Consider the following 24,568-nt stretch of genomic DNA (forward strand, 5'->3'; position numbering starts at 1 on the left):
GGCGATCATGACCATACTGCATAGCGTCGATTTCTTTCCGCCAGGTAAATCACCGGTTGCCATTGAGCCGCGGCTGCCGCAGGCGGCTTTCCCTGAGCATCATCATGATTTTCATGAAATTGTGATTGTTGAGCATGGCTCCGGCATTCATGTCTTTAACGGTCAGCCTTACACCATCAGCGGCGGGACGGTCTGCTTTGTGCGCGATCACGACCGCCATCTCTATGAGCACACCGATAATCTCTGCCTGACCAACGTGCTCTACCGCTCGCCGGATGCTTTCCAGTTCCTTGCCGGGTTAAACCAGCTGTTACCGCAGGAGCAGGAGGGCCACTACCCGTCGCACTGGCGGGTGAGCCAGCAGACGCTGGGGCAGGTGCGCGGCATTATCAGCCAGATGGAGGCGCAGGGCGCGGAACTGGAAACTCACGATATTGCTAACCGCGAAATGCTCTTTATGCAGTTGCTGGTGCTGCTGCGCCGTAGCAGCCAGCAGGCGGAGATGGGCAACAGCGACGCGCGGCTTAACCAGTTGCTGCTGTGGCTGGAGGATCACTTCGCGGAGGATATCTGCTGGGCGTCGCTTGCCGAGCGCTTCACGCTCTCGTTGCGCACGCTGCATCGCCAGCTTAAACAGACCACCGGCATGACGCCGCAGCGCTATCTGAACCGCCTGCGGCTGATCAAAGCTCGTCATATGCTGCGTCACAGCGATGAGAGCGTAACGGATATCGCTTTTCGCTGCGGGTTTGGCGACAGTAACCACTTTTCGACCCTGTTTCGCCGCGAGTTTAGCTGGTCACCGCGCGAGATCCGCCAGGGGCGCGATACGCTGCTTCAGTAACGAGAAGAGAATCACCGATTTTTGGCTGCGCTTTGGCTAATAATGTCAGGTTAGTGCACGCAGAGGTGATGATGTGACAGGCCAGCTTATTCTTCGTCGGGACGACTTTTTTCCGCGCGCCGGTCAGGCGGTGGCGGTGGCGGATCGCTACCCGCAACATGTGTTTGCCGAACACACCCACGAGTTTAATGAGCTGGTGATGGTGTGGCGCGGCAATGGCCTGCATGTACTCAACAACCGCCCGTACCGCATTACGCGCGGCGATCTCTTCTATATCCGCGCCGAGGATTGCCACTCTTACGCCTCGGTTAACGATCTGGTGTTGCAGAACATCATCTACTGCCCGGAGCGGCTGACCCTCAATCTCGACTGGGCGGGACTGATCCCAGGCTTTAGCGGCGGGGCGTGGAGCCCGCACTGGCGTATCGGCAGCAGCGGTATGACGCAGGCCCGCCAGGTAATTGCCCAGCTGGAGCATGAGAGCAATAAGAGCGATCCGCTGGCGAATGGAATGGCGGAAACGCTCTTTGCCCAGCTGGTGATGACCTTAAAACGCCACCGTTTCGCCGCCGATAACCTTGCCGCCACCCACAGCGAAGCGCTGCTGGATAAGCTGATTACCGCCCTTTCCGGCAGCCTGAATCGCAGCTTTGTGCTTGAGCAGTTTTGCGAGCAGGAGCAGTGCAGCGAGCGCGCCCTGCGTCAGCAGTTTCGCTCCCAGACCGGCATGACCATCAACCACTATCTGCGCCAGCTACGCATCTGCCACGCGCAATATCTGCTCCAGCACTCGGAGCAGATGATTGGTGACATCGCCATGCAGTGCGGGTTTGAGGACAGTAACTACTTTTCGGTGGTCTTTAGCCGCGAAGTGGGGATGACGCCAGGACAGTGGCGTCATCGCAGTCGCGCCGCTGCCTGATTAGCTCGCCATACCGAGGCCGACAATATTGGCCGCGATAATGATCACCACGCAGCCGAGGCTCAGCACGCTGACCGGCTGGCGTCCGGCATTTTTCCACTCCTTCAGCACCAGCCCGACAATGCCGCCGCACAGCACGTAGAAACTCATGTGCAGCATCCAGCTGATGTAGTCATACTGCGCCGGAATACGGGCGTGGCCCCAGGCATAGAAGAAGAATTGCAGATACCACATCAGCCCGCCAAGCGCGGAGAGCAGGATATTGCTGATAATCAACGGCGTTGCCAGCGAGAAGTCCGCTTTGACCGATAAGCTCTTCACTTTTGCCAGCCGGATAATGCAGAAGCCAAGGTTGACCAGCGCGCCGCCGCCCATGATCACCACATAGCTTGGCAGCGCGGTATAGAGCGGATCGATGCCCAGCGCCGCGGCGGCGTCGTGCATCGGTTTGGCGGCGTTCATCGCAAAGGACATCCCGGCTGAGAAGATGCCGCACATCACCGCCAGTGCCAGCCCTTTTTTCAGGTTGAACTCTTCAGCTTTGATGCCCATTTTGCGCTCTTTCAACTGCCCGGCGCGCGTCACAATGCCGACGCCAATCAGGGCAACCAGCACGCCAAGCAGCGTCATCCGGCCCCCTTCGGTATGGATCAGCACGCCGAAAGTGCCGTTGAGCACCGGCGTCATCAGGGTGCCGACAATCAGCGTAATGCCGATGGCGATACCGATGCCCATCGACATGCCGAGATAGCGCATCGTTAAACCGTAATTGATATTGCCGACGCCCCACATTGCGCCGAAGAGAAACACCGGCAGCAGGGTGGAGGCATTAAACGAGCTGAAATAGGCCCAGAAATCGGGCAGTAACAGCGCGCTGATGCTCCAGGGAAGGATAATCCAGGAGACGAGGCCGCCTATCGACCACATCGTCTCCCATGACCACTGTTTGACCTTTTTGAACGGGGCATAGAAACAGGCAGCACTGGCCGCGCCTATCAAATGCCACAAAATACCCATCGTAATCGCGTTACTCATTGTGCACTCCTTTTGTTTTTATGGCCGGGACAGAGGTCGCCGACTCGCAGAGTGTAAAAATCAGTAAACGATTTAACCTTGAGACGATTGCCGCGCTGCGCCTGGCGCTGGCAATCAGGGCATGATGGGAATGAGCAGCTTCACAATTTCAAGAACATAACTAAAATAGATAACCTTATAGAAACTACGGCATTGATAAACATTTTCAATATCACGTAATTAACTATAATGATCCAACTGCTTACGCGGCGTTAACAATTAAGCCGCCAGACTAAAAATGGAGATGAAAATGAGCTATACACTGCCCGCTCTGCCGTATGCGTATGATGCCCTTGAGCCTCATTTCGACAAGCAGACGATGGAAATCCATCACACTAAACATCACCAGACCTACGTAAACAACGCTAACGCCGCGCTGGAAAACCTGCCGGAGTTCGCAAGCCTGCCGGTTGAAGAGCTGATCACCAAGCTGGACCAGCTGCCGGCCGACAAGAAAACCGTACTGCGTAACAACGCGGGCGGCCACGCTAACCACAGCCTGTTCTGGAAAGGCCTGAAAGTCGGCACTACCCTGCAGGGCGATCTGAAAGCGGCTATCGAGCGCGATTTCGGTTCCGTGGACAACTTCAAAGCTGAATTTGAAAAAGCTGCTGCAACCCGCTTCGGTTCCGGCTGGGCATGGCTGGTGCTGAAAGGCGACAAACTGGCTGTGGTCTCTACCGCAAACCAGGACTCCCCGCTGATGGGTGAAGCGATCTCTGGCGCATCCGGCTTCCCGATCATCGGCCTGGATGTGTGGGAACACGCTTACTACCTGAAATTCCAGAACCGCCGCCCGGACTACATCAAAGAGTTCTGGAACGTGGTGAACTGGGACGAAGCAGCAGCACGTTTCGCCGCTAAAAAATAAGTTCGCACACTTCCCCACGCTTGCGTGAGGTCAACCCCCGTCCGGCTTCGCCGTCGGGGGTTTTTTATTGCCTGCGGTTTACCTTCGCGAGGTGATACTAAACAGCTGGTCGACGATGGCGCACTGGGCGTCGCTGAGCGTGCCGCCGACGTTGCGCGAGACAGGCGTCGAGTAGCCAAATTTACGTGATACCACGGTTTTGATGGTGGTAACGAAATCATCCCCGATGGCGTAGATCGCCATAAACTTGCCGATCTCCTGCTGCGCTTTGCTCAACCCATCGAGATCGCCGGTGCGCCAGGCGTCTCTCGCCTGCACAAATAGCTCTGGCATGACGTTATTCAACCCGGAGATCACCCCTGCGCCGCCTGCCAGCAAGTTCGGGATGTAGTACTCGTCGTAGCCGCTCAACACGGCGAAATCGCTACGTACCGCCTGGGTGGCGAGGATCATGTTCCGCGTGTGGGACTGGCAATCGACCGTATCTTTGATGCCAGCGAAATCAGGAAACTCGGCGGCCAGGGTGGCGACCAGCTCCGGCGTTAAATCGCAGCCGGTGCGCGCCGGGAAGTTGTAGGCGAACCACTTACCCTCAACCGCCTGGCCGATGGCGCGGAAGTAGTGCAATAACTGCCCGCTGGTCTGCCCGTAGTAATAGGGTGGCAGCACCATTACTGCATCATACCCGATGCGCCTCGCCTCCTGCGCCATGCGCACCACATCGGAAAAGCAGGGGGAGGAGACGTTTGCTACCAGCGTGCCCGGCGACATCTCCCGCGCTTCGCGGATAAGCATTAAGCGCTCCTCCAGCGAGAACGAGGCAAACTCCCCGATGCTGCCCATCAGCAGCACGACATCGACTTTTGCCGCGTTCAGGCGGGCAATGTGTTGCGCTAAGCCTGCCAGATCGATATTCCCTTCACGATCCATCGGCGTGATGGAAGGGCACCAGACGCCGGAAAATGGAACTGTAGTGGCCACGTCGCTCTCTCCTCGTTTAATGAAATTGCGTTTCAAAACTCAAGGTAAGTGATAACACGGCAGGGCGTCAGACACGCGCATGAATGTCTCATTTTCGCCGCTTCGGGTGAGAAAAAAGTGTGCTCTAATAACGCGACCAACAACGGAATTCCGGGAGGGAAGATGCGCCATCAGGTTAACGTTTTCAGGGGCAAGATAAGGGATTATGCGGGCAGCCGACCGAGCGCCATCGCCAAATTGCAGGTGCAGGGGGAGTTGACCCTGACCGAACTGGGCCTTGCCGGCGATGAGCAGGCAGAGAAAAGCTACCACGGCGGGGCCGATCGCGCGCTGTGCCACTATCCGCGTGAACACTACACGCACTGGGCGCAAGCCTTCCCGCAACAGGCCGCGCTTTTCTGCGCGCCCGCCTTCGGCGAAAACCTCTCTACCGTCGGGTTGACGGAACAGAATGTCTTTATCGGCGATATCTTTCGCTGGGGCGAGACGTTGATTCAGGTGACGCAGCCGCGCTCGCCCTGCTTTAAGCTCAACTACCACTTCGGCATTGAGGATATGGCCACGCAGATGCAGGCGAGCGGTCGCGTGGGCTGGCTCTATCGGGTGATTGCCGCAGGCTCAGTCGCCGCTGACGCGCCTTTAGAGCGGGTATCAAGGGTAAGCGATGTCAGCGTTCATGAGGCCGCAGCGATCGCCTGGTATCAACCGTTTGATGATGAGCAGTATCAGCGCCTGCTGGCGGCGGCAGGGTTATCGGCAAGCTGGACGCGCACGATGCAGAAGCGGCGCCTGAGCGGCAAGGTTGAGGATAACGCCCGGCGGCTGCGCGGATAAAAAAACGCCCCCTCCGGCAGGAGAGGGCGCGTTATCATGCGCGTTTATAGAGCGGCAGCCAGAGGGTTAAGCGTAAACCACCTAACGGGCTGTCGTCCGCTTTCACCCAGCCTCGATGCTGCTGAATTGCCGTTTCGACAATCGCCAGCCCAAGGCCAGTGCCGCCCGATTCGCGGTCGCGCGCTTCGTCGGTGCGGTAGAAGGGACGGAAAATCTGCTCGCGATCTTCTGCGCTGACGCCAGGGCCGTCGTCATCAACGTTGATGGTGATGCCCTCTTTATCCACCGCAAAGCTCACTTCGATTTTGGTGTGGGAGTAGCGCAGCGCGTTGCGGACAATATTCTCCAGCGCACTCTCCAGCGCGTTGGGGTTGCCATACAGCGGCCACGGCCCGGGCGGGAAGGTGACCGTCAGGGATTTGCCCATCTGCTCGGCTTCGAACGCGGCGTTATCCAGCACCTCATGCCATAGCTGATTCGCTTTGACCGTTTCGCTGACCAGCGCGTTTTTCTGCTGGTTGCGCGACATCACCAGCAGATCGTTGATCATGCTGTCCAGCCGCTGCGCCTCGGTTTCAATGCGCTCCAGCTCTTTGCTCTCTCCGCTACGACGGCGCAACAGCGCAGTGCCAAGTTGCAGGCGCGTCAGCGGCGTGCGCAGCTCGTGAGAGATGTCCGACAGCAGACGCTGCTGCGCGGTCATCATGCGCTCCAGGGCGCTCACCATCTGGTTAAAACTGGCCCCGGCGGCGAGAAACTCCTGCGGCCCGGCTTCCAGCTCCGGATGCTGGCGCAGGTTGCCTTGCGCCACCTCATCCGCCGCGTTTTTCAACTTACGCGCCGGTTTTGCCAGGCTCCACGCCAGCCACAGCAGCAGCGGTGAACTGATCAGCATGGTAACGATCAGCAGCAGTAGCGGGCGGTCGAACAGCAGGTTGATAAAGTCAGATTGCGAATTGCTGGCAGGGCGAATCAGGTAGAGCTGGTAGTTGTCTTCCCCGTCGCGAATCGAGAAGGGGCCCACCATTTCGACGCGGCCATACTTTTTCTTCTGCGGATGATCGGAGTTATCGGCCTGGCCGATAAAGTTGCGGATGATCTGCATTTCGCTGCGCTCCGCGCCGATCACGCGCCCTTCGCTGGTGACCAGCAGCAGACGTTGACCGGGCGGCGCCCATTTGTCGATGGCGCGAAACAGCCTGCGCCACCACATCAGATCGTTCGGCGGGTCGTTAGCCAGCTCCGCTTCCACATGCTGTTCAATCATCAGACCCTGGCGCTGCTCGCTGTCGAGCAGCTCCGTCATCTGGCGGGAGTCCAGCTTTGGCACCATCAATACCAGCATCAACACCAGCGCCAGGGTTAACCAGAAGATGGCGAAGATGCGGGCGGTCAAACTTCCTATCATGAAGCGGAGACCATCAGATAACCGCGGCCGCGCAGGGTTTTAAACCACGGATGCCCATCTTTACGCTCCGGCAGTTTGCGGCGCAGGTTGGAGATATGCATGTCGATGGCGCGATCGAACGGTGTCAGGCGTTTACCCAGCACTTCCTGGCTCAGATGTTCACGCGACACCACCTGGCCTAAATGCTGAGCCAGCAGGTAGAGCAGGGTAAATTCGGTGCCGGTAAGCTCCAGCGACTGACCGTCAAAGCTCGCTTCCTGGCGGCCAGGATTGAGGCTGAGCGCGTCCACTTCCAGCGTCGGCGAACCGCTGTCGCTGTTCTGCTGCTGTTCGCTCCAGTGGGAGCGGCGCAAAATCGCGCGAATACGCGCCACGAGTTCACGATCGTTAAAGGGTTTCGGAAGATAGTCATCCGCGCCCAGCTCAAGGCCGAGAACGCGATCCAGCTCGCTGCCGCGGGCTGTAAGCATGATTACCGGTGTCTGGTGTGTCTGGCGAAGCTCTTTAAGGGTATCAATGCCGTTTTTCTTCGGCATCATCACGTCGAGCAAAAGCAAATCGATGCTGTCATCAAGGAGGTCGAGCGCTTGTTCACCGTCATGGGCAACGAGCACGTTAAAACCTTCCATGTCGAGAAGTTCCTTTAACAAGGAAGTCAGCTCTCGGTCATCATCTACTAAAAGGATTTTATTCATTGTTTAAATACCTCCGAGGCAGAAATTACGTCATCAAGCGTCGCTAATCCATGACTTTACGTTGTTTTACACCCCCTGACGCATGTTTGCAGCCTGAATCGTAGACTGATTTTCGTTCACTCGTGAGACAAATAGGTTACTGGAGTAAATGATGCGCATCGTTACCGCTGCCGTCATGGCCTCAACGCTGACATTAAGCGCTGTTAGCCAGGCTGCTGAAGCCGTAACAGGCGATAACTGGCACCCCACTGAGGGGATTGCACAGCGCAGTGTTCAGAGCCATATGTTCGACGGTATTAATCTGACCGAACATCAGCGCCAGCAGATGCGGGATCTGATGACACAGGCGCGGCACGACCAGCCACCTGTTAATGTTAGCGAAATGGAGACAATGCACAGCCTTGTCACCGCAGATAAATTTGATGAAACCGCTGTACGCGCTCAGGCAGAAAAAATGGCGCAAGAGCAGGTCGCTCGCCAGGTTGAGATGGCGAAAGTCCGCAACCAGATGTACCACCTGCTTACGCCGGAGCAGCAAGCGGTTTTAAACCAGAAGCACCAACAACGGATGGCAAAGCTGCGTAACGTTGCGCAGATGCAAAAAAGCTCCCCGTTGACGGTAATGAGTAGTAGCAGTACCAGGTAACAACCCCTGTTTTTCCTTGCCATAGACACCATCCCTGTCTTCCCCCACATGATGTGGGGGTTTTTTTTGCCCGCAATTCCTGCCCCTATTTTCTCCATTGCTCCTTTTGCTATCCGTTATAATTCCGCCAACGACAAGCAGGAGCGTGTATGAAAGCATCTTATGGACGGCTGGTCACACGGGCGGCAATGGCGGCAACCATCATGGCGTCGCTGCTGCTGGTGATTAAAATTTTCGCCTGGTGGCATACCGGTTCGGTCAGTATTCTGGCGGCGCTGGTCGATTCGCTGGTGGATATCGCCGCGTCGCTCACCAACCTGCTGGTGGTGCGCTATTCGCTACAACCGGCAGATGAGGAGCATACGTTCGGGCACGGCAAAGCGGAGTCGCTAGCCGCGCTGGCGCAGAGTATGTTTATCTCCGGCTCCGCGCTGTTCCTTTTCTTAACCGGCATTCAGCATCTTGCGCAGCCGGAGCCCTTGCAGGGCGCGGGAATTGGCGTTGCCGTCACGCTGGTGGCGCTGATCAGCACCGTGATTCTGGTCACCTTTCAGCGCTGGGTTGTGCGCAAAACACACAGCCAGGCGGTGCGCGCGGATATGCTTCATTATCAGTCTGATGTTATGATGAACGGCGCTATTCTCATCGCGCTTTGGCTGGCGTGGTATGGCTGGCACCGGGCGGATGCGCTGTTTGCGCTGGGTATCGGCGGCTATATCTTGTACAGTGCGTTGCGTATGGGGTATGAGGCGGTACAGGCGCTGTTGGATCGCGCACTACCCGATGGAGAGCGTCAGGAAATTGTTGATATTGTCACTTCCTGGCCGGGCGTCAGAGGTGCTCACGATCTTCGCACGCGGCAGTCAGGGCCGACCCGCTTTATTCAAATACATCTGGAAATGGACGATCACCTGCCGCTGGTTGAGGCGCACCTTGTCGCTGAACAGGTAGAGCAGGCGATTTTGCGCCGTTTCCCCGGTTCCGATGTGATTATTCATCAGGATCCGTGCTCAGTTGTTCCTCAAGGACGATAAGCCCGCAGAGGCTTTCGTAACGCGTTTTTTACGTGTGGGTCAGGCAGTGCGGTTGTGTATAAAATACCCCCATTTCGCCTGACCTGAATCAATTCAGCAGTAGTGGATTGAGATACTATTTGCAGCATTGTTGTTCGCTCCCCGTGGGAGTTGCTTCGGGCCACAGAATTTTATTTTGCATTCCTAAGTTCAGAGGTAGTCATGATTAAAAAAATCGGTGTGTTGACAAGCGGCGGTGATGCGCCAGGCATGAATGCCGCCATCCGCGGCGTTGTCCGTGCAGCATTAACAGAAGGTCTGGAAGTTGCAGGTATCTACGACGGCTACCTGGGCCTGTATGAAGACCGGATGATCCAGCTCGACCGCTACAGCGTGTCTGACATGATCAACCGCGGCGGTACCTTCCTCGGCTCTGCCCGCTTCCCGGAGTTCCGCGAAGAGCATATCCGTGCCGTGGCTATCGAAAACATGAAAAAGCGCGGCATTGACGCGCTGGTCGTTATCGGCGGCGACGGCTCCTACATGGGTGCAAAGCGCCTGACCGAAATGGGCTTCCCGTGCATCGGTCTGCCGGGCACCATCGATAACGACGTTGCCGGTACCGACTACACCATCGGCTACTTCACTGCGCTGCAAACCGTGGTTGAAGCGATTGACCGCCTGCGCGACACCTCCTCTTCACACCAGCGTATCTCCATCGTTGAAGTGATGGGCCGTTACTGCGGCGATCTGACCCTGGCCGCAGCCATTGCCGGCGGGTGTGAGTTTATCGTTCTGCCGGAAGTGGAGTTCAACCGCGAAGACCTGGTAGCCGAGATCAAAGCCGGTATCGCCAAAGGTAAAAAACACGCGATTGTGGCGATCACCGAGCACATCTGCGATATCGACGAGCTGGCGAAGTACATTGAGAGCGAAACGCAGCGCGAAACTCGCGCGACCGTGCTGGGTCACATCCAGCGTGGCGGTTCGCCGGTGCCTTACGACCGCATTCTCGCCTCCCGCATGGGGTCCTACGCTATCGATCTGCTGCTGCAGGGCTACGGCGGCCGCTGCGTCGGCATCCAGAACGAAAAAATGGTGCATCACGACATCATCGACGCGATTGAAAATATGAAGCGTCCGTTCAAAGGTGACTGGCTGGACTGCGCTAAAAAGCTCTACTAATCCGCACTACGCCCTCTCTGCTGAGGGCGTTTTTTTACCGCAAGATATTCCTCAAAGTTATAGCCAATCTTTTTTTATTCTTTAATCATCGGATCCCTTTCTGGCAGGCTGGTGTCATCAAAATTGACAACCGAAGAGAGCGGGCAATGAATAAATGGGGCGTGGGCTTAACGCTGCTGCTGGCTTCCAGCAGCGTACTGGCAAAAGATATCCAACTGTTGAACGTGTCTTACGATCCGACGCGTGAACTGTACGAGCAGTACAACAAAGCGTTCAGCGCGCACTGGAAACAGGAGACCGGCGACAATGTGGTGATCCGCCAGTCGCACGGCGGCTCCGGCAAACAGGCGACTTCGGTTATCAACGGTATTGACGCCGATGTGGTGACGCTGGCGCTGGCCTATGACGTCGACGCGATTGCCGAACGCGGTCGTATCGACAAAAACTGGATCAAACGCCTGCCCGACAACTCTGCACCGTACACCTCGACCATTGTCTTCCTGGTACGCAAAGGCAACCCGAAACAGATCCACGACTGGAACGATCTTGTAAAACCGGGCGTCTCCATTATCACGCCGAACCCGAAAAGCTCCGGCGGCGCACGCTGGAACTACCTGGCGGCCTGGGGCTACGCTCTGCACCAGAACGGCGGCGATCAGGCTAAAGCGCAGGAGTTTGTTAAAGCGCTGTACAAAAATGTCGAAGTGCTCGATTCCGGCGCGCGTGGCGCGACCAACACCTTTGTAGAACGCGGGATTGGCGATGTGCTGATTGCGTGGGAAAACGAAGCGCTGCTGGCGACCAAAGAGCTGGGCAAAGATAAGTTTGAGATCGTCACCCCGAGCGAATCTATCCTCGCCGAGCCGACCGTATCAGTGGTCGATAAAGTCGCGGATAAAAAGGGCACACAGAAAGTGGCCGAAGCCTATCTGAAATATCTCTACTCGCCAGAAGGTCAGGAGATTGCCGCGAAGAACTTCTACCGCCCGCGTGATGCGCAGGTTGCGGCGAAATACGCCAGCGAATTCCCGAAACTGAAATTGTTCACCATTGATGATGTGTTCGGCGGCTGGAGCAAGGCGCAGAAAGAGCACTTCGCTAACGGCGGCACCTTCGATCAGATCAGCAAACGCTAATTTTCACTGTTAAACCAGCCGGATGGCATCAGTGCTATCCGGCAAATTCAAGGTGTCACTTCGTTTAATTTTTGCGCTATCATGCCGTTTCTTTCAGCAAAGGAAGCGGAAAATGAAAACTGTTAAACGTCTTATTATTGCCCTGCTGGTCCTGGTTGTCGTTGCAGCCGCAGGTGTATGGATTTGGATGAAGTTCACCAGCAACCCGGACGCGTTGCGCCAAATCGTCTTTCAGCAGTGCCTGCCCAATATGCGTAATCACAACAACCCCGCACCCTGCGAGCAGGTTAATTTCAAAAACGGCTATGTGTTAATGAAGGACCGCAACGGCCCGTTGCAGTATTTGTTAATGCCCACCTATCTGATTAACGGCACCGAAAGCCCGGTACTGCTTAAGCCTGCGACGCCGAACTTCTTCTGGCAGTCCTGGCAATCACGGGATGTGATGAGCACCCGCCGCGGCAGCCCGATCCCGGATGAAGCAGTCTCGCTGGCGATTAACTCTCGCTCTGGTCGCACGCAGAACCATTTCCATATTCATATCTCCTGCCTGCGTACCGACGTGCGCGAAAAGCTTGATGAGAATGCCGGGCGCATCAGTAGCCAGTGGCTGGCGTTCCCCGGCGGGCTGCTTGGCCATGAGTATTTAGCCCGGCGCGTAACGGCGGCAGAGCTGGCGCAGCGTAGCCCCTTCCTGATGCTGGCGGAAGAGGTACCGGACGCGAAAGCGCATATGGGTCGCTTTGCACTGGCGCTGGCGCAGCAGTCGGACGGCTCGTTTGTGCTGCTGGCGACAGAGCGAAATCTGCTGGCGTTAAACCGCGCATCGGCGGAAGAGATTCAGGATCATCAGTGCGAGATCCTCAAATAACCCCACCATAATTCGCATTTACTCACTCTGCCTGTCCCCGTAGACTTGCTGGAAAAATCTACAGGAGACAGGCATGTCGCTCTGGCTTTCACACCCTCTGTTCCTTCCCTCTGTCATTGTCGGTATCACCATTATTCTCTGGGCGACGTCGCTGTTGCCGGAGTTCATCACCGCGCTGCTCTTTTTCACCGCCGCGATGATCGCGAGAATCGCCCCGCCGGAGGTGATTTTTGGCGGTTTTGCCTCGTCCGCTTTCTGGCTAGTGTTTAGCGGTTTTGTGCTTGGCGTGGCTATTCGTAAAACGGGGCTGGCGGATCGCGCGGCGCGGGCGCTGTCGGCGAAGATGACCGGCTCCTGGCCGCAGATGGTGGCAAGCGTGGTGCTGCTCAGCTATGCGCTGGCGTTTGTTATGCCCTCTAACATGGGGCGAATTGCGCTGTTAATGCCGATTGTCGCGGCGATGGCGGCACGCGCTGGCATCAATGAGGGTACGCGCGCGTGGTATGGCCTGGCGCTGGCGGTTGGCTTCGGCACCTTCCAACTTTCGGCAACCATTCTGCCTGCCAACGTTCCCAACCTGGTGATGAGCGGCGCGGCGGAAGGCTCCTACGGTATCCATCTCAACTATTTGCCTTATCTGCTGCTGCACACGCCGGTGCTGGGGATCCTGAAAGGCGCGATCCTGATTGGCCTGATCTGCTGGCTCTTTCCCGGTAAACCGCAGGCGATGCGCGAAGCGCTGCCTTCTACACCCATGAGCGGGGATGAGAAGCGTCTCGCGTGGCTGCTGGCGGTGGTGCTGACGCTATGGGTAACGGAGAGCTGGCACGGCATTGGCCCGGCGTGGACCGGGCTGGCAGCCGCTTTCGTTACGCTGCTACCGCGCGTTGGCTTTATCTCCGGCGATGAGTTCTCCAGCGGGGTAAATATCCGCACCTGCATCTATGTCGCCGGGATTCTGGGGCTGGCGATCACCGTGACGCAAACCGGTATCGGTAGCGCGGTGGGCGATGCGCTGCTGCATGTGATGCCGCTCGATGCCGAACGCCCGTTCACCAGTTTTCTCGCGCTCACCGGCATTACCACCGCGCTCAATTTTATTATGACCGCCAACGGCGTCCCGGCGCTGTTTACCACGCTGGCGCAAAGCTTTGCCGACGCTACCGGTTTCCCGCTGCTGTCGGTGATTATGATTCAGGTGCTGGGGTATTCGACGCCGCTGTTGCCCTATCAGGCTTCGCCGATTGTGGTGGCGATGGCGCTCGGTAAAGTGCCTGCGCGCGCGGGGATGCTGCTCTGTCTGGCGCTGGCGCTGGTGAGTTATCTGCTGTTGCTGCCGCTTGATTACGCGTGGTTTAAAGTACTGGGGAAATTGTAGAAGAGACCCTCTCCCGGGCGGGAGAGGGTAACAGCAGCATTACGCCTGTTTAGCGGCTTCAGCAGCTTTAACGATCACTGCGAAGGCGTCGGCTTTCAGGGAAGCACCGCCAACCAGCGCGCCGTCGATATCCGGCTGGGCAAAGAGTTCTGCCGCGTTGCTGGCGTTAACAGAACCGCCGTACTGGATGATCACTTGCTCAGCCACTTTCGCGTCGGCTTTAGCAATGTGGTCACGGATAAATTTGTGCACGGCCTGAGCCTGCGCCGGGGTAGCGGATTTGCCGGTACCGATCGCCCAAACGGGTTCGTACGCGATAACCACGCCTTCGAACGCGCTCGCGCCCTGCGTTTTCAGTACGGCGTCGATCTGGCGAGCGCACACTTCTTCGGTTTTACCCGCTTCGTTTTCCGCTTCGGTTTCACCGATGCACAGCACCGGAACCAGACCCTGCTCTTTCAGCACGGCGAATTTTTTCGCGATCAGCTCATCGGATTCAGCGTGGTAAGTACGACGCTCAGAGTGGCCGATGATGATGTATTTAGCGCCGATATCTTTCAGCATTTCAGCGGAGGTTTCGCCGGTGAACGCGCCAGAGAGGTTGGTATCAACGTTCTGCGCGCCGAGGATGATGTGGCTGCCGTCAGCGGCGTGTTTTGCCAGATCCAGGTAGAGGTTCGGCGGCGCAATCGCCACGCCGCAGCCTGAAACGCCCGCCAGTTCGGTACGCAGGTTGGCAATCAGTTCGTTTACCATGTGGCGGCTGCCGTTCAACTTCCAGTTACCCATCACTAAAGGATGTCGCATTTTTACTCTCCACGCGCTTGGCGAATTAATGAAAATGGCCGCCCATCAGGGCAGCATGGTCTGAGAAACAGTATAGAGATCCCTCCCCTGAAAGGCTTTGCTTTTTGTCATTTATTGTTCCCTTCCAGAGGTTCAGATAGCGTCAGCTTAATCGGTTCAACCGCGAAGGTTAGCCCCTTTTCGCCGTTGTCTGCCACCACATAGCGTACCGCGCCTTCCGTCTCAGCGTAGTAAGCCTTGTTTTTGCCGTTGGTCAGCAGTTTTTGTACTTTTTGCATGCTTTGCGCCGCGGTCATGGTCGGAGAGAAGGCGCGAATAAAAGCGCTCATATACTCCTGCGCCTTCGCTTTCGTCGCTTTCTGCTCCGGCCCCTGCACCGGCAGCCAGGTGATCTGCATCGATTTGATCTTTAATGTGCCGCGCTCCAGCGCCGTGGAGGCATAGAGATAATCATTGATACGCGTCGCCGCGCGCGTCAGGTTGGCACGATCGCTGCGGCTATCAACAGCGCGAAACTCGTTCAGCGCAAGGGTGGGATTGTCGGTATTGAACTTCTCCCGGAACTGGCTGATCGATTCATCAAAGGTGGGGGCGCCCGGCAGTAAGTACGGTGCGGTGACGGCGGCTGGCGCCTCTTCTGCCCAACCCGGCGCGCAGAACGCCAGCGCGGAAAAGAGCAGCCAAAAGTGGTAACGCCGTGCTTTCATTCACATCGCCCTCTGTAGAGTGTGCTGACGATTAAAACGAGATTGGGCGGCCTTGTCAAAAACTCCCGCCGCCAGGGTACACTAGCCGCTATTACGATAATAAGGAACCTTACATGGGCATACAGCAGTGGTTGTTTTCGTTTAAGGGGCGCATTGGACGCCGCGATTTCTGGATCTGGATGGTGCTGTGGGTGGTGAGCATGACCCTGCTGTTTGTGCTGGCGAATGGCGGCATGCTCGATTTTCAGACGGCGGCGTTTATTCTCGTCTGCCTGATTTGGCCGACCGCCTGCGTGATGGTCAAACGGCTGCACGATCGCGGTCGTCACGGCGGCTGGGCGCTGCTGATGGTGCTGGCGTGGATGCTGTTGTCAGGTAACTGGGCGATGCTCGACGGCACGCTGGCATGGGCGGTGGGGCGCCTGATCCCGGTGGCGATTATCGTAGTAATGATGATTGACCTGGGCGCGATGCTCGGCACCCAGGGCAAAAACCGTTTTGGCAGCGAGACACTCGAGGTGAAGTTCCGCTGATTACCAGTAGTGCTCAGCGGTGATATGCCCAGGACGGCGGCGCAGATGTTTGGCCATCTGCCGGGTATCTTTCAGCAACTGTGTGGTGTCGCGCACCATCTGTGGGTTACCGCACAGCATCACATGGCTGGTCTCGGCGTTCAGTGGCAAACCGACGGCTTCTTCAAGGGCGCCACTCTCAATCAGCGCCGGCACGCGCCCGGTTAGAGAGCCGGAGAGCGTCTCGCGGCTGACCACCGTCTGAATGCGCAGCTTCCCTTCATAGCGCTTTTGCAGCTCCAGCATCAGCGGCAGGTAGCTTAAATCCGCGCCGTAGCGCACCGCGTGCAGCAGGACGATATTTTTGAACCGTTCTAGATCTTTCCCCTCTTGCAGCATCGACAGGTAAGGCCCGATGGCCGTGCCGGTTGCCAGCATCCAGAGTGTTTCGCACTCCGGCACCTCTTCCAGCACGAAAAAGCCGGCGGCTTCGCTGACAATTAACAGCTCATCTCCCGGTTGCAGGGCGGCCAGGCGCGGGCTCAGTTTGCCTTCCGGAACGGTGACGAGATAGAACTCGAGATCGGGATTGCTCGGCGCGTTGACGTAAGAGTAAGCGCGCTGCACGCGCTCGCCGTCAATCTCCAGCCCAAGCTTGGCGAACTGTCCGGCAGTGAAGGGTTGAACGGGGGCATGTACGGTGAGGCTGAAGAGTGCATCGGTCCAGAATTCCACCTTTGTGACTTTTCCTGTTACCCAATCCGCCATGGTTCTCTCCTGTTCTGTAACGTTGCCTTATCCTGGTGGTTGTCGCCTGAGATTTCCAGCCCATGCGGGCCGGAAAGCTCAATTGAACAAATAGACTTACAGTATATGCCGTTGTACGTCCGGGTCTTTACGATCCAGATAATGGATCGATTGAATCCGGCGAATGGTGCGCGATTTACCGCGGATCAGCAGCGTCTCGGTGGTCGCCATATTGCCTTTGCGCGTAATGCCATCCAGCAGATCGCCTTTGGTGATGCCGGTGGCGGAGAAGATGACATTATCGCTGCGCGCCATCTCATCGAGGCGCAGCACATTGCCCGCTTCAATGCCCATACCGCGGCAGCGTTTCAGCTCCTGCTCGCCGATACGGCGGTTCTCTTCGCTGTCGCCTTTCACCTGGTGACGCGCCAGCAGGCGGCCCTGCATATCGCCATCCAGCGCGCGGATCACCGCCGCCGACACCACGCCTTCCGGCGCGCCGCCAATCCCGTACAGCACATCCACTTCGCTGTCGGGCATGCAGGTGAGGATCGAGGCGGCGACATCGCCGTCAGGAATGGCAAACACGCGCACGCCCAGGGCCTGTAACTCGGCGATAGTCGCATCATGGCGCGGCTTGGCAAGAATGGTGACCGTCAGTTCGCTGAGCGGTTTGCCGAGCGCGGCGGCGATATTGCGCAGGTTATCGGCTAAGGGCAGGTTGAGATCGATAGCGCCTCTGGCACCGGGGCCGACGATCAGCTTTTCCATATACATATCTGGTGCGTTGAGGAAGCAGCCTTTGTCACCAACCGCCAGCACCGCCAGCGCGTTGGCCTGGCCCATCGCCGTCATACGCGTCCCTTCTATCGGATCGACGGCAATATCGACCGCATCGCCTTTGCCGGTGCCCACTTTCTCACCGATAAAGAGCATCGGCGCTTCGTCGATCTCCCCTTCGCCGATGACAATCGTGCCGTCAATGTTGACCTGGTTGAGCATAATGCGCATAGCGTGTACCGCTGCGCCGTCCGCCGTGTTTTTATCTCCGCGCCCCAGCCACTTATAGCCAGCCAGCGCCGCAGCTTCGGTAACACGGGAGAATTCGATGGCAAGTTCTCGTTTCATCACACACTCAGTTTTGAAAGAAATTGCGCGAAGTTTAACACAGTGAAAAGAGGAGGGGGGTGAGGCAGATGCCCCCTCCCGGCAGGGAGAGGGCATAAGTGGAGCGATTACTCTTCGTGTTCTTCCCACGCCATCGCGCGTTTCACGGCTTTTTTCCAGCCGCTGTAGCGGAAGTTACGCTCGGTCGTTTCGATACCCGGACGGAATTCGCGCTCGATTACTGCTTTCTCCTGCAACTCATCCAGGTTCTGCCAGAAACCGACCGCCAGACCCGCCAGGTAAGCGGCGCCCAGCGCGGTCACTTCGCGCACTTCCGGACGCTCAACGCGCGTGCCGAGAATGTCCGACTGGAACTGCATCAGGAAGTTATTCGCCACCGCGCCGCCATCCACACGCAGCGCGTGCAGGCGAATGCCGGAGTCAGCCTGCATCGCTTCCAGCACATCGCGGGTCTGGAAGGCAATCGACTCCAGCGTCGCACGAATGATGTGGTTCGCGTTAACACCACGGGTCAGGCCGAAGATGGAGCCGCGTGCATACGGATCCCAGTACGGCGCGCCCAGGCCGGTGAAGGCCGGAACAACATAGACGCCGTTGGTGTCCTTCACTTTGGTAGCGAAGTACTCGGAGTCGAACGCGTCATTGATCAGCTTCATCTCATCGCGCAGCCACTGAATGGAGGCGCCAGCCATAAACACCGCGCCTTCCAGTGCATAGTTCACTTCGCCTTTCGGGCCGCAGGCGATGGTGGTCAGCAGGCCATGATCGGATTTCACTGCCTGCTCGCCGGTGTTCATCAACATAAAGCAGCCGGTGCCGTAGGTGTTTTTCGCCATCCCCTCTTTCACGCAGAGCTGGCCAAACAGCGCCGCCTGCTGGTCGCCCGCAATACCGGCGATAGGAATACGCGTGCCGCCTTTACCGCCGATGTTGGTCTGGCCGTACACTTCGGAGGATTTACGCACCTGCGGCAGCATTGCGCGCGGGATATCCAGCACTTCCAGCATTTTGTCGTCCCACTCCAGCGTGTGGATGTTGAACAACATGGTGCGTGAGGCGTTGGTGTAGTCGGTGACGTGTACGCGCCCCTGGGTCATTTTCCAGATAAGCCAGGTATCAACGGTGCCGAACAGCAGTTCGCCGCGTTTAGCACGCTCGCGCGAACCTTCAACGTGGTCGAGGATCCACTTCACTTTGGTGCCGGAGAAGTAGGGGTCGATCACCAGCCCGGTGGTGCTACGGATATAATCTTCCATGCCGTCGCGTTTGAGCTTTTCGCAGATCTCAGAGGTGCGGCGGCACTGCCAGACGATGGCGTTATGAATCGGTTTGCCGGTTTCACGCTCCCAGACAATCGCGGTTTCGCGCTGGTTAGTGATGCCGATAGCGGCAATCTCGTCGGAGCTGATATCCGCTTTCGCCAGCACTTCGACCAGCGTGGAGCTTTGTGACGCCCAAATTTCCATCGGGTCATGCTCAACCCAGCCTGGCTTCGGGTAGATTTGTTCAAATTCGCGCTGTGAAACGCTAATGATGTTGGCATCGTGGTCCATCACAACGGCGCGGGAGCTGGTAGTGCCCTGGTCGAGCGCAACGATATATTTTTTGTCAGTCATAGTTATGATCCCGTAGTCACATTACAGCGAAGCTTTTTGTTGAGCCGTGGTGGAGGCGGTGCCTTTCTCTTTCGCAGCCTCACTGGTTCCAGACGGCAGATGGCGGGCGATCAGTTTGCGATAGCTGAACGCGCCAAGCGCCGCGCCTACAATCGGCCCAAACAGCGGCACGAGGAAGTAGGGAATATCTTTGCCGCCGGTAAAGGCGACGTTACCCCAGCCGGCGAGCCAGGCGAAGGTCTTCGGTCCCAGGTCACGCGCCGGGTTCATGGCGAAGCCGGTGAGCGGACCCATTGAAGCACCAATGACCGCGATCAGCAGACCGATCAGCAGCGGAGCCATTGGGCCGCGCGGCACGCCGTTGCCATCATCGCCCAGCGCCATAATCACGCCCATCAGAATAGCGGTAATGACCATCTCAACAGCGAAGGCCTGCACAAAATTGATGTGCGGGTTGGGGTAGGTTGAAAAGATGCCAGCCAGATCAAGACTTTCGACGCTGCCGCGTACCATATTGTGCGTCTGTTCGAAGTCGAGGAAAAGATTGTAGTAAAGCCCGTAAACAAGTGCAGCCGCGCAAAACGCGCCGGCAAATTGAGAAAAAATAAAAGGAACAACTTTGCGTCCGTCAAAGCTCGCGAAGAGCCAAAGTGCAATGGTTACAGCCGGATTAAGATGCGCGCCGGAAACCCCTGCGGTCAGGTAGATGGCCATCGCCACGCCCAAACCCCAGATGATACTGATCTCCCACTGGCCAAAGGTGGCACCCGCCACTTTTAACGCTGCAACACATCCCACGCCGAAGAAAATCAACAACCCGGTACCGAGAAACTCGGCAATGCACTGGCCTTTTACGGTTGGTGTCTGACTCATAATCGGATCCTGCAGAAGTTTAATGGTTATTGTAGGCATGAGGGAAACAGCACCCCCATGATGTCGTGTAGACATAGTGTTAATTTATCGTTAACGAGCAAAAACGAGAAATATCGAAATCGAAATGTGTGTACTGCGTCAATAAAATGAGCGTTTACGAGCGGTGTCGCGCGTTTTTGCACCAATACGAAATGAGAGCTGAATCATTTTTGTAACCCGGGCATTAACAATTACGGGGTAGCGAAGCGGATTGCACCAGGATGAGGACGAAAAGTGTTGCAAAGCGCAAACAGCGCCGCTCCACGCTGGACAGGGGCTGGCGCGATTCATACAATCGGTAACAAGCGAAATCCGCTCATTGTATTAAGGCGTCGCCGCTCTGCGGGACGAGGACGCTTAAAGACACACATAATTTAGCGGGCAGAGGGGTAACCTATTTGTCTGGCGAATAATGAGGTGTAAGTCCATCAACGCCTTGCCACTCAGGAGAAGTATGACTATGTCATTAGAAGTGTTTGAGAAACTGGAAGCAAAAGTACAGCAGGCGATTGATACCATCACCCTGCTGCAGATGGAAATCGAAGAACTGAAAGAGAAGAACAACAGCCTGTCGCAGGACGTTCACTCTGCACACCAGAGCCGTGAAGAGCTGGAGCGCGAAAACCAACAGCTGCGCGAGCAGCAGCACGGCTGGCAGGAGCGTCTGCAGGCGCTGCTGGGCCGCATGGAAGAAGTGTAATTACGCTTTATCTTTCGTGCCGTAGCGGCGCTGGCTGTGCGCTGATACCGACAAAAAGGGCACCCTCAGGTGCCCTTTCGTTTATTCGATATCGAGAGGATCTTCGGCGAGAATAATGCCGGTGTTATCGGCATAAAGATGGTCGCCGGAGAAGAAGGTCACGCCGCCGAAGTTGACGCGGATATCGCTTTCGCCAATGCCTTCGCCCGCTGCGCCAACCGGGATCGCGGCCATCGCCTGGATGCCGATATCCAGCTCTTCCAGATCGTCCACCTGGCGCACCGCGCCGTAGACCACCATCCCTTCCCACTCGTTTTGCGCCGCCAGACGCGCGAGATCGGCGTCGACTAACGCCCGGCGTACAGAACCGCCGCCGTCGACGACCAGCACGCGACCACGGCCATTCTGTTCGAGCAGATCGTAAAGCAACCCGTTATCCTCGAAACATTTCACCGTGATGATTTGCCCGCCGAAAGAGGAGCGACCGCCAAAGTTGGAGAACAGCGGTTCGACGACGTTGACCTCTTCCTGGTAGATGTCACAAAGCTCAGAAGTATCGTATTTCATAGGATTTACGTTCAGTTGCTGCGAGAGCCGTAAGTATATCGCGCATCGCGCGCTGTTGGCAAAAGCATCAATTTTTAATTGTTTTTTGGCACTCAGGCGAGCGTCTTGCTCAAAATAATCCCCAGTACAAACAGAAGATTAGTCAGCAGCGCGCCTTTCACGGTGCGTTCGAGCATCGGCGGCATCGCGCGCGGATCGCGCTCGCGCAGCACATAACTCGCCTGTTTAAACAGCAGCGGCGCGGCGAGCAAAAACAGCCAGCCCCAGAGGCTGTGGAGCGAAATCAGGTTGAAGAGCGCAAAGCAGAGCAGCGCGCCCGCCAGCAAACCGGCATGATAACGGCGGGCATTCACCGGGCCTAAACGCACCACCAGCGTATGCTTGCCGTTCTCGCGATCGCTATCGATATCGCGCAGATTATTGATATTCAGCACTGCCGTCGCCAGCAAACCGCAGGCGGTCGCGGGCAGGAAGATCGCCGGAATCAGCGTATGCGCTTGCAAATACCAGCTTCCCATCACGCTTATCCAGCCGAAGAAGGTGAGCACCGAAATATCGCCCAGCCCCTGATAACCATACGGCCGCTTGCCGACGGTGTAGGTAATGGCGGCGATAATCGACAGGCCACCGAGTGCGAGGAAGCCGACAAAATCCGCCATCGTCTGGGTCGCTGCGCTCACCAGCCCGAGCCCGGAAATGCAGCTCAGCACAATGACGATAAGCAGCGCGCGCTTCATCTGCCCAAGGGAGATCGCCCCTTTCTGCATCCCGCGCAGCGGGCCGATACGATCCGGCTTATCGCTGCCTTTAATAGCATCGCCGTAATCATTCGCGAGGTTAGAGAGGATTTGCAGCAAACCGGCGGTGATCAGCGCCAGCGCCGTGACCAGCGGATCGAAGTAGCCCTGCCACCAGGCAAGCACAGTTCCCACCACGATAGCGGCAAAGGCCAGCGGCAACGTTTTCGGTCGCAGGCTTTCCAGCCATGCCTGGGTAAGGCTCAGAGAGTGCGTATCGTTCATAAGTCCGGCCAATAAAAATGGGGGCATAAGCCCCCATCGAGTGTGATGAAAAGAGTATGAGCGCGATTATAAGATAAAACGGCTCAGATCTTCATCCGCCACTAAAGCATCAAGGTGTTTACTCACATAGTCTGCATCAATGGTAATGGTTTCGCCGCCCAGATCGCTGGCGTCATAGGAGATATCCTCCATCAAACGCTCCAGCACGGTGTGCAAACGGCGCGCGCCGATGTTTTCGGTGCTTTCGTTCACCTGCCATGCGGCCTGCGCGATACGCTTAATGCCGTCGTCGGTAAATTCGATATTCACCCCTTCGGTGGCCATCAGCGCTTTGTACTGCACGGTCACAGAGGCGTTAGGCTCGGTGAGGATGCGCTCAAAGTCTTCCGCAGTCAGCGCCTGCAGCTCAACGCGGATCGGCAGACGGCCCTGCAGTTCCGGGATCAGATCTGACGGGCTGGCAACCTGGAACGCGCCGGACGCGATAAACAGGATATGGTCAGTTTTCACCATCCCATGTTTGGTCGACACGGTGCAGCCCTCAACCAGCGGCAGCAGATCGCGCTGTACGCCTTCGCGGGAGACGTCCGGGCCGGAGGTGTTACCGCCGCGCTTACAGATTTTGTCGATCTCATCGATAAAGACGATACCGTGCTGCTCAACGGCTTCGATCGCTTCCTCTTTCAGCTCTTCCGGGTTAACCAGCTTCGCCGCTTCCTCTTCGATCAGCAGCTTCATCGCGTCTTTTATTTTCAGCTTACGCGGCTTCTGCTTCTGCCCGCCGAGGTTCTGGAACATCGACTGCAACTGGTTGGTCATCTCTTCCATGCCCGGAGGGGCCATGATTTCGACGCCCATTGGCGCAGCGGCGAGATCGATCTCAATCTCTTTGTCATCCAGCTGGCCTTCGCGCAGTTTTTTACGGAAGGATTGGCGCGCCGCAGAGGGTTCTGCCGCCTGTTCCGGCTGGCCCCAGTTGTTTTTCGCCGGCGGGATCAGCACATCGAGGATGCGCTCTTCCGCCATCTCTTCGGCGCGGTAGCGGTTCCTGTCAATTGACTGGCTGCGCACCATTTTCACGGCGGCATCGGTCAAATCGCGAATAATCGAATCCACTTCTTTCCCGACATAGCCCACTTCGGTGAACTTGGTCGCTTCCACTTTAATAAACGGCGCATTGGCGAGCTTTGCCAGACGACGGGCGATTTCGGTTTTACCGACGCCGGTCGGGCCGATCATCAGAATATTTTTTGGGGTCACTTCGTGACGCAACTCTTCATCGAGCTGCATACGGCGCCAGCGGTTACGCAGAGCAATCGCCACAGAGCGCTTTGCCGCGTCCTGGCCGATGATGTGTTTATTCAGTTCGCTGACGATTTCGCGTGGGGTCATTTCAGACATGGGAGATCCTTACGCTTGAGCGGGTAATTCTTCGATGGTATGGAAGTGGTTGGTGTAGATGCAGATATCGCCTGCGATCCCCAACGCCTTCTCAGCAATGTCGCGCGCGCCAAGCTCGGTGTTCTCCAGCAGTGCGCGGGCAGCGGCCTGGGCGTATGGTCCGCCGGAGCCAATGGCAATCAGGTCATTTTCCGGCTGAATCACATCGCCGTTACCGGTGATGATCAGCGACGCGGTTTCGTCGGCGACCGCTAACAGCGCTTCCAGCTTGCGCAGCATACGATCGGTACGCCAGTCCTTTGCCAGCTCGACGGCGGCTTTCACCAGATGACCCTGGTGCATTTCCAGTTTGCGTTCAAACAGCTCAAACAGCGTGAAGGCATCCGCTGTGCCGCCCGCAAAGCCTGCAATGACTTTGTCGTTATAGAGACGGCGAACTTTTTTAACGTTGCCCTTCATCACGGTGTTGCCCAGTGTGGCCTGGCCATCACCGGCGATAACGACATGGCCGTTACGGCGTACGCTTACGATTGTTGTCACGAGCAGACCCCTTGGTTACAAAAGCACATACAGCGCCCCGCACAGCGTACG

General features: G+C 57.0%; 25 protein-coding genes and 1 pseudogene. 12 read left to right on the plus strand and 14 right to left on the minus strand.

Annotated features, from left to right (window positions below):
* The first annotated feature begins 7 nt into the window (after positions 1-7).
* Together rhaS and rhaR are read left to right on the plus strand one after the other, a co-directional pair.
* The gene (gene rhaS / locus IAE48_RS18640; protein ID WP_023479306.1) at positions 8-844 is read left to right on the plus strand and encodes an HTH-type transcriptional activator RhaS; all 837 of its coding nucleotides are present in this window, start codon (positions 8-10) and stop codon (positions 842-844) included.
* Positions 845-917: 73 nt separating this feature from the next.
* The gene (gene rhaR, locus IAE48_RS18645) at positions 918-1,766 is read left to right on the plus strand and encodes an HTH-type transcriptional activator RhaR (protein WP_023479373.1); all 849 of its coding nucleotides are present in this window, start codon (positions 918-920) and stop codon (positions 1,764-1,766) included.
* Here the strand turns inward: rhaR and rhaT are convergent, their stop codons facing one another.
* Positions 1,767-2,801 (minus strand): L-rhamnose/proton symporter RhaT, encoded by a 1,035-nt coding sequence (gene rhaT, locus IAE48_RS18650; protein WP_200135239.1) that lies wholly within the window; start codon positions 2,799-2,801, stop codon positions 1,767-1,769. It lies immediately after the preceding gene.
* A gap of 289 nt (positions 2,802-3,090) precedes the next feature.
* On the opposite strand from rhaT, the gene sodA reads away from it, so the two are divergent.
* The gene (gene sodA, locus IAE48_RS18655) at positions 3,091-3,711 is read left to right on the plus strand and encodes a superoxide dismutase [Mn] (protein WP_042712334.1); all 621 of its coding nucleotides are present in this window, start codon (positions 3,091-3,093) and stop codon (positions 3,709-3,711) included.
* A gap of 78 nt (positions 3,712-3,789) precedes the next feature.
* On the opposite strand, the gene IAE48_RS18660 is transcribed toward sodA, so the two are convergent.
* Positions 3,790-4,692: a dihydrodipicolinate synthase family protein gene (locus tag IAE48_RS18660; protein ID WP_200135240.1), complete on the minus strand. Its 903-nt coding sequence runs from the start codon at positions 4,690-4,692 to the stop codon at positions 3,790-3,792.
* A gap of 162 nt (positions 4,693-4,854) precedes the next feature.
* Between IAE48_RS18660 and yiiM the strand changes: the two are divergent.
* A pseudogene (gene yiiM, locus IAE48_RS18665) lies at positions 4,855-5,596 on the plus strand (6-hydroxyaminopurine reductase).
* Here the strand turns inward: yiiM and cpxA are convergent.
* Both cpxA and cpxR read right to left on the minus strand, forming a co-directional pair.
* The gene (cpxA, locus tag IAE48_RS18670; protein ID WP_054804135.1) at positions 5,561-6,934 is read right to left on the minus strand and encodes an envelope stress sensor histidine kinase CpxA; all 1,374 of its coding nucleotides are present in this window, start codon (positions 6,932-6,934) and stop codon (positions 5,561-5,563) included. The pseudogene yiiM and the gene cpxA sit on opposite strands and share 36 nt — an antisense overlap.
* Positions 6,931-7,629 (minus strand): envelope stress response regulator transcription factor CpxR, encoded by a 699-nt coding sequence (cpxR, locus tag IAE48_RS18675; RefSeq protein ID WP_034812606.1) that lies wholly within the window; start codon positions 7,627-7,629, stop codon positions 6,931-6,933. Before cpxR ends, cpxA begins: the two co-directional genes overlap by 4 nt.
* Before the next feature lie 151 nt (positions 7,630-7,780).
* Here cpxR and cpxP point away from each other — a divergent pair, with 151 nt between their 5' ends.
* The 6 genes from cpxP (at position 7,781) to IAE48_RS18705 (ending at position 13,858) form a co-directional block, all read left to right on the plus strand.
* A complete protein-coding gene (cpxP, locus tag IAE48_RS18680; RefSeq protein ID WP_023479354.1) occupies positions 7,781-8,275 on the plus strand; it encodes a cell-envelope stress modulator CpxP in 495 nt (164 codons plus the stop codon).
* 149 nt (positions 8,276-8,424) lie between these two features.
* A complete protein-coding gene (gene fieF / locus IAE48_RS18685; RefSeq protein WP_200135242.1) occupies positions 8,425-9,309 on the plus strand; it encodes a CDF family cation-efflux transporter FieF in 885 nt (294 codons plus the stop codon).
* Positions 9,310-9,510: 201 nt separating this feature from the next.
* A complete protein-coding gene (gene pfkA / locus IAE48_RS18690) occupies positions 9,511-10,473 on the plus strand; it encodes a 6-phosphofructokinase (protein ID WP_023479317.1) in 963 nt (320 codons plus the stop codon).
* 146 nt (positions 10,474-10,619) lie between these two features.
* Entirely contained in the window at positions 10,620-11,609 is a 990-nt protein-coding gene (locus IAE48_RS18695; RefSeq protein WP_094422583.1) for a sulfate ABC transporter substrate-binding protein, read from the plus strand.
* Between the two features lie 112 nt (positions 11,610-11,721).
* Positions 11,722-12,480, plus strand: coding sequence for a CDP-diacylglycerol diphosphatase (locus tag IAE48_RS18700; protein WP_200135243.1), 759 nt, complete (start codon positions 11,722-11,724; stop codon positions 12,478-12,480).
* A gap of 73 nt (positions 12,481-12,553) precedes the next feature.
* The gene (locus IAE48_RS18705) at positions 12,554-13,858 is read left to right on the plus strand and encodes an SLC13 family permease (protein ID WP_200135244.1); all 1,305 of its coding nucleotides are present in this window, start codon (positions 12,554-12,556) and stop codon (positions 13,856-13,858) included.
* Positions 13,859-13,897: 39 nt separating this feature from the next.
* Here the strand turns inward: IAE48_RS18705 and tpiA are convergent, their stop codons facing one another.
* Both tpiA and IAE48_RS18715 read right to left on the minus strand, forming a co-directional pair.
* Positions 13,898-14,665 carry a triose-phosphate isomerase gene (gene tpiA / locus IAE48_RS18710; protein ID WP_023479339.1) on the minus strand — a complete coding sequence of 256 codons (768 nt, stop codon included), beginning with the start codon at positions 14,663-14,665 and terminating at the stop codon, positions 13,898-13,900.
* Between the two features lie 107 nt (positions 14,666-14,772).
* On the minus strand, positions 14,773-15,372 hold the full coding sequence (locus tag IAE48_RS18715; protein ID WP_042717036.1) for a DUF1454 family protein: 600 nt from the start codon (positions 15,370-15,372) through the stop codon (positions 14,773-14,775).
* A 113-nt stretch (positions 15,373-15,485) separates the two neighbouring features.
* Here IAE48_RS18715 and IAE48_RS18720 point away from each other — a divergent pair, with 113 nt between their 5' ends.
* Positions 15,486-15,905, plus strand: coding sequence for a DUF805 domain-containing protein (locus IAE48_RS18720; RefSeq protein ID WP_200135245.1), 420 nt, complete (start codon positions 15,486-15,488; stop codon positions 15,903-15,905).
* Here IAE48_RS18720 and fpr read toward each other — a convergent pair whose 3' ends face one another.
* The 4 genes from fpr to IAE48_RS18740 form a co-directional block, all read right to left on the minus strand.
* Positions 15,906-16,652, minus strand: coding sequence for a ferredoxin--NADP(+) reductase (gene fpr, locus IAE48_RS18725; protein WP_200135246.1), 747 nt, complete (start codon positions 16,650-16,652; stop codon positions 15,906-15,908).
* 96 nt (positions 16,653-16,748) lie between these two features.
* A complete protein-coding gene (gene glpX, locus IAE48_RS18730) occupies positions 16,749-17,759 on the minus strand; it encodes a class II fructose-bisphosphatase (RefSeq protein ID WP_042717041.1) in 1,011 nt (336 codons plus the stop codon).
* Between the two features lie 107 nt (positions 17,760-17,866).
* The gene (gene glpK / locus IAE48_RS18735) at positions 17,867-19,375 is read right to left on the minus strand and encodes a glycerol kinase GlpK (RefSeq protein ID WP_200135247.1); all 1,509 of its coding nucleotides are present in this window, start codon (positions 19,373-19,375) and stop codon (positions 17,867-17,869) included.
* A 21-nt stretch (positions 19,376-19,396) separates the two neighbouring features.
* Positions 19,397-20,248, minus strand: coding sequence for an MIP/aquaporin family protein (locus IAE48_RS18740; RefSeq protein WP_023479322.1), 852 nt, complete (start codon positions 20,246-20,248; stop codon positions 19,397-19,399).
* 493 nt (positions 20,249-20,741) lie between these two features.
* Here IAE48_RS18740 and zapB point away from each other — a divergent pair, with 493 nt between their 5' ends.
* A complete protein-coding gene (gene zapB, locus IAE48_RS18745) occupies positions 20,742-20,987 on the plus strand; it encodes a septal ring assembly protein ZapB (protein ID WP_023479321.1) in 246 nt (81 codons plus the stop codon).
* A gap of 81 nt (positions 20,988-21,068) precedes the next feature.
* Here the strand turns inward: zapB and rraA are convergent, their stop codons facing one another.
* From rraA to hslV, 4 genes are all read right to left on the minus strand, one after another.
* The gene (gene rraA, locus IAE48_RS18750) at positions 21,069-21,554 is read right to left on the minus strand and encodes a ribonuclease E activity regulator RraA (RefSeq protein WP_023479360.1); all 486 of its coding nucleotides are present in this window, start codon (positions 21,552-21,554) and stop codon (positions 21,069-21,071) included.
* Positions 21,555-21,646: 92 nt separating this feature from the next.
* Complete coding sequence (menA, locus tag IAE48_RS18755; protein WP_200135248.1) at positions 21,647-22,576, minus strand: 1,4-dihydroxy-2-naphthoate polyprenyltransferase; 930 nt, start codon at positions 22,574-22,576, stop codon at positions 21,647-21,649.
* 66 nt (positions 22,577-22,642) lie between these two features.
* Positions 22,643-23,977, minus strand: coding sequence for an HslU--HslV peptidase ATPase subunit (hslU, locus tag IAE48_RS18760; protein WP_023479328.1), 1,335 nt, complete (start codon positions 23,975-23,977; stop codon positions 22,643-22,645).
* Positions 23,978-23,986: 9 nt separating this feature from the next.
* Complete coding sequence (hslV, locus tag IAE48_RS18765) at positions 23,987-24,517, minus strand: ATP-dependent protease subunit HslV (RefSeq protein ID WP_023479345.1); 531 nt, start codon at positions 24,515-24,517, stop codon at positions 23,987-23,989.
* Between the last annotated feature and the right edge of the window lie 51 nt (positions 24,518-24,568).

It is taken from the genome of Kosakonia sp. S57 (assembly GCF_016516575.1).
In the GTDB taxonomy this organism is placed as follows: domain Bacteria; phylum Pseudomonadota; class Gammaproteobacteria; order Enterobacterales; family Enterobacteriaceae; genus Kosakonia; species Kosakonia cowanii.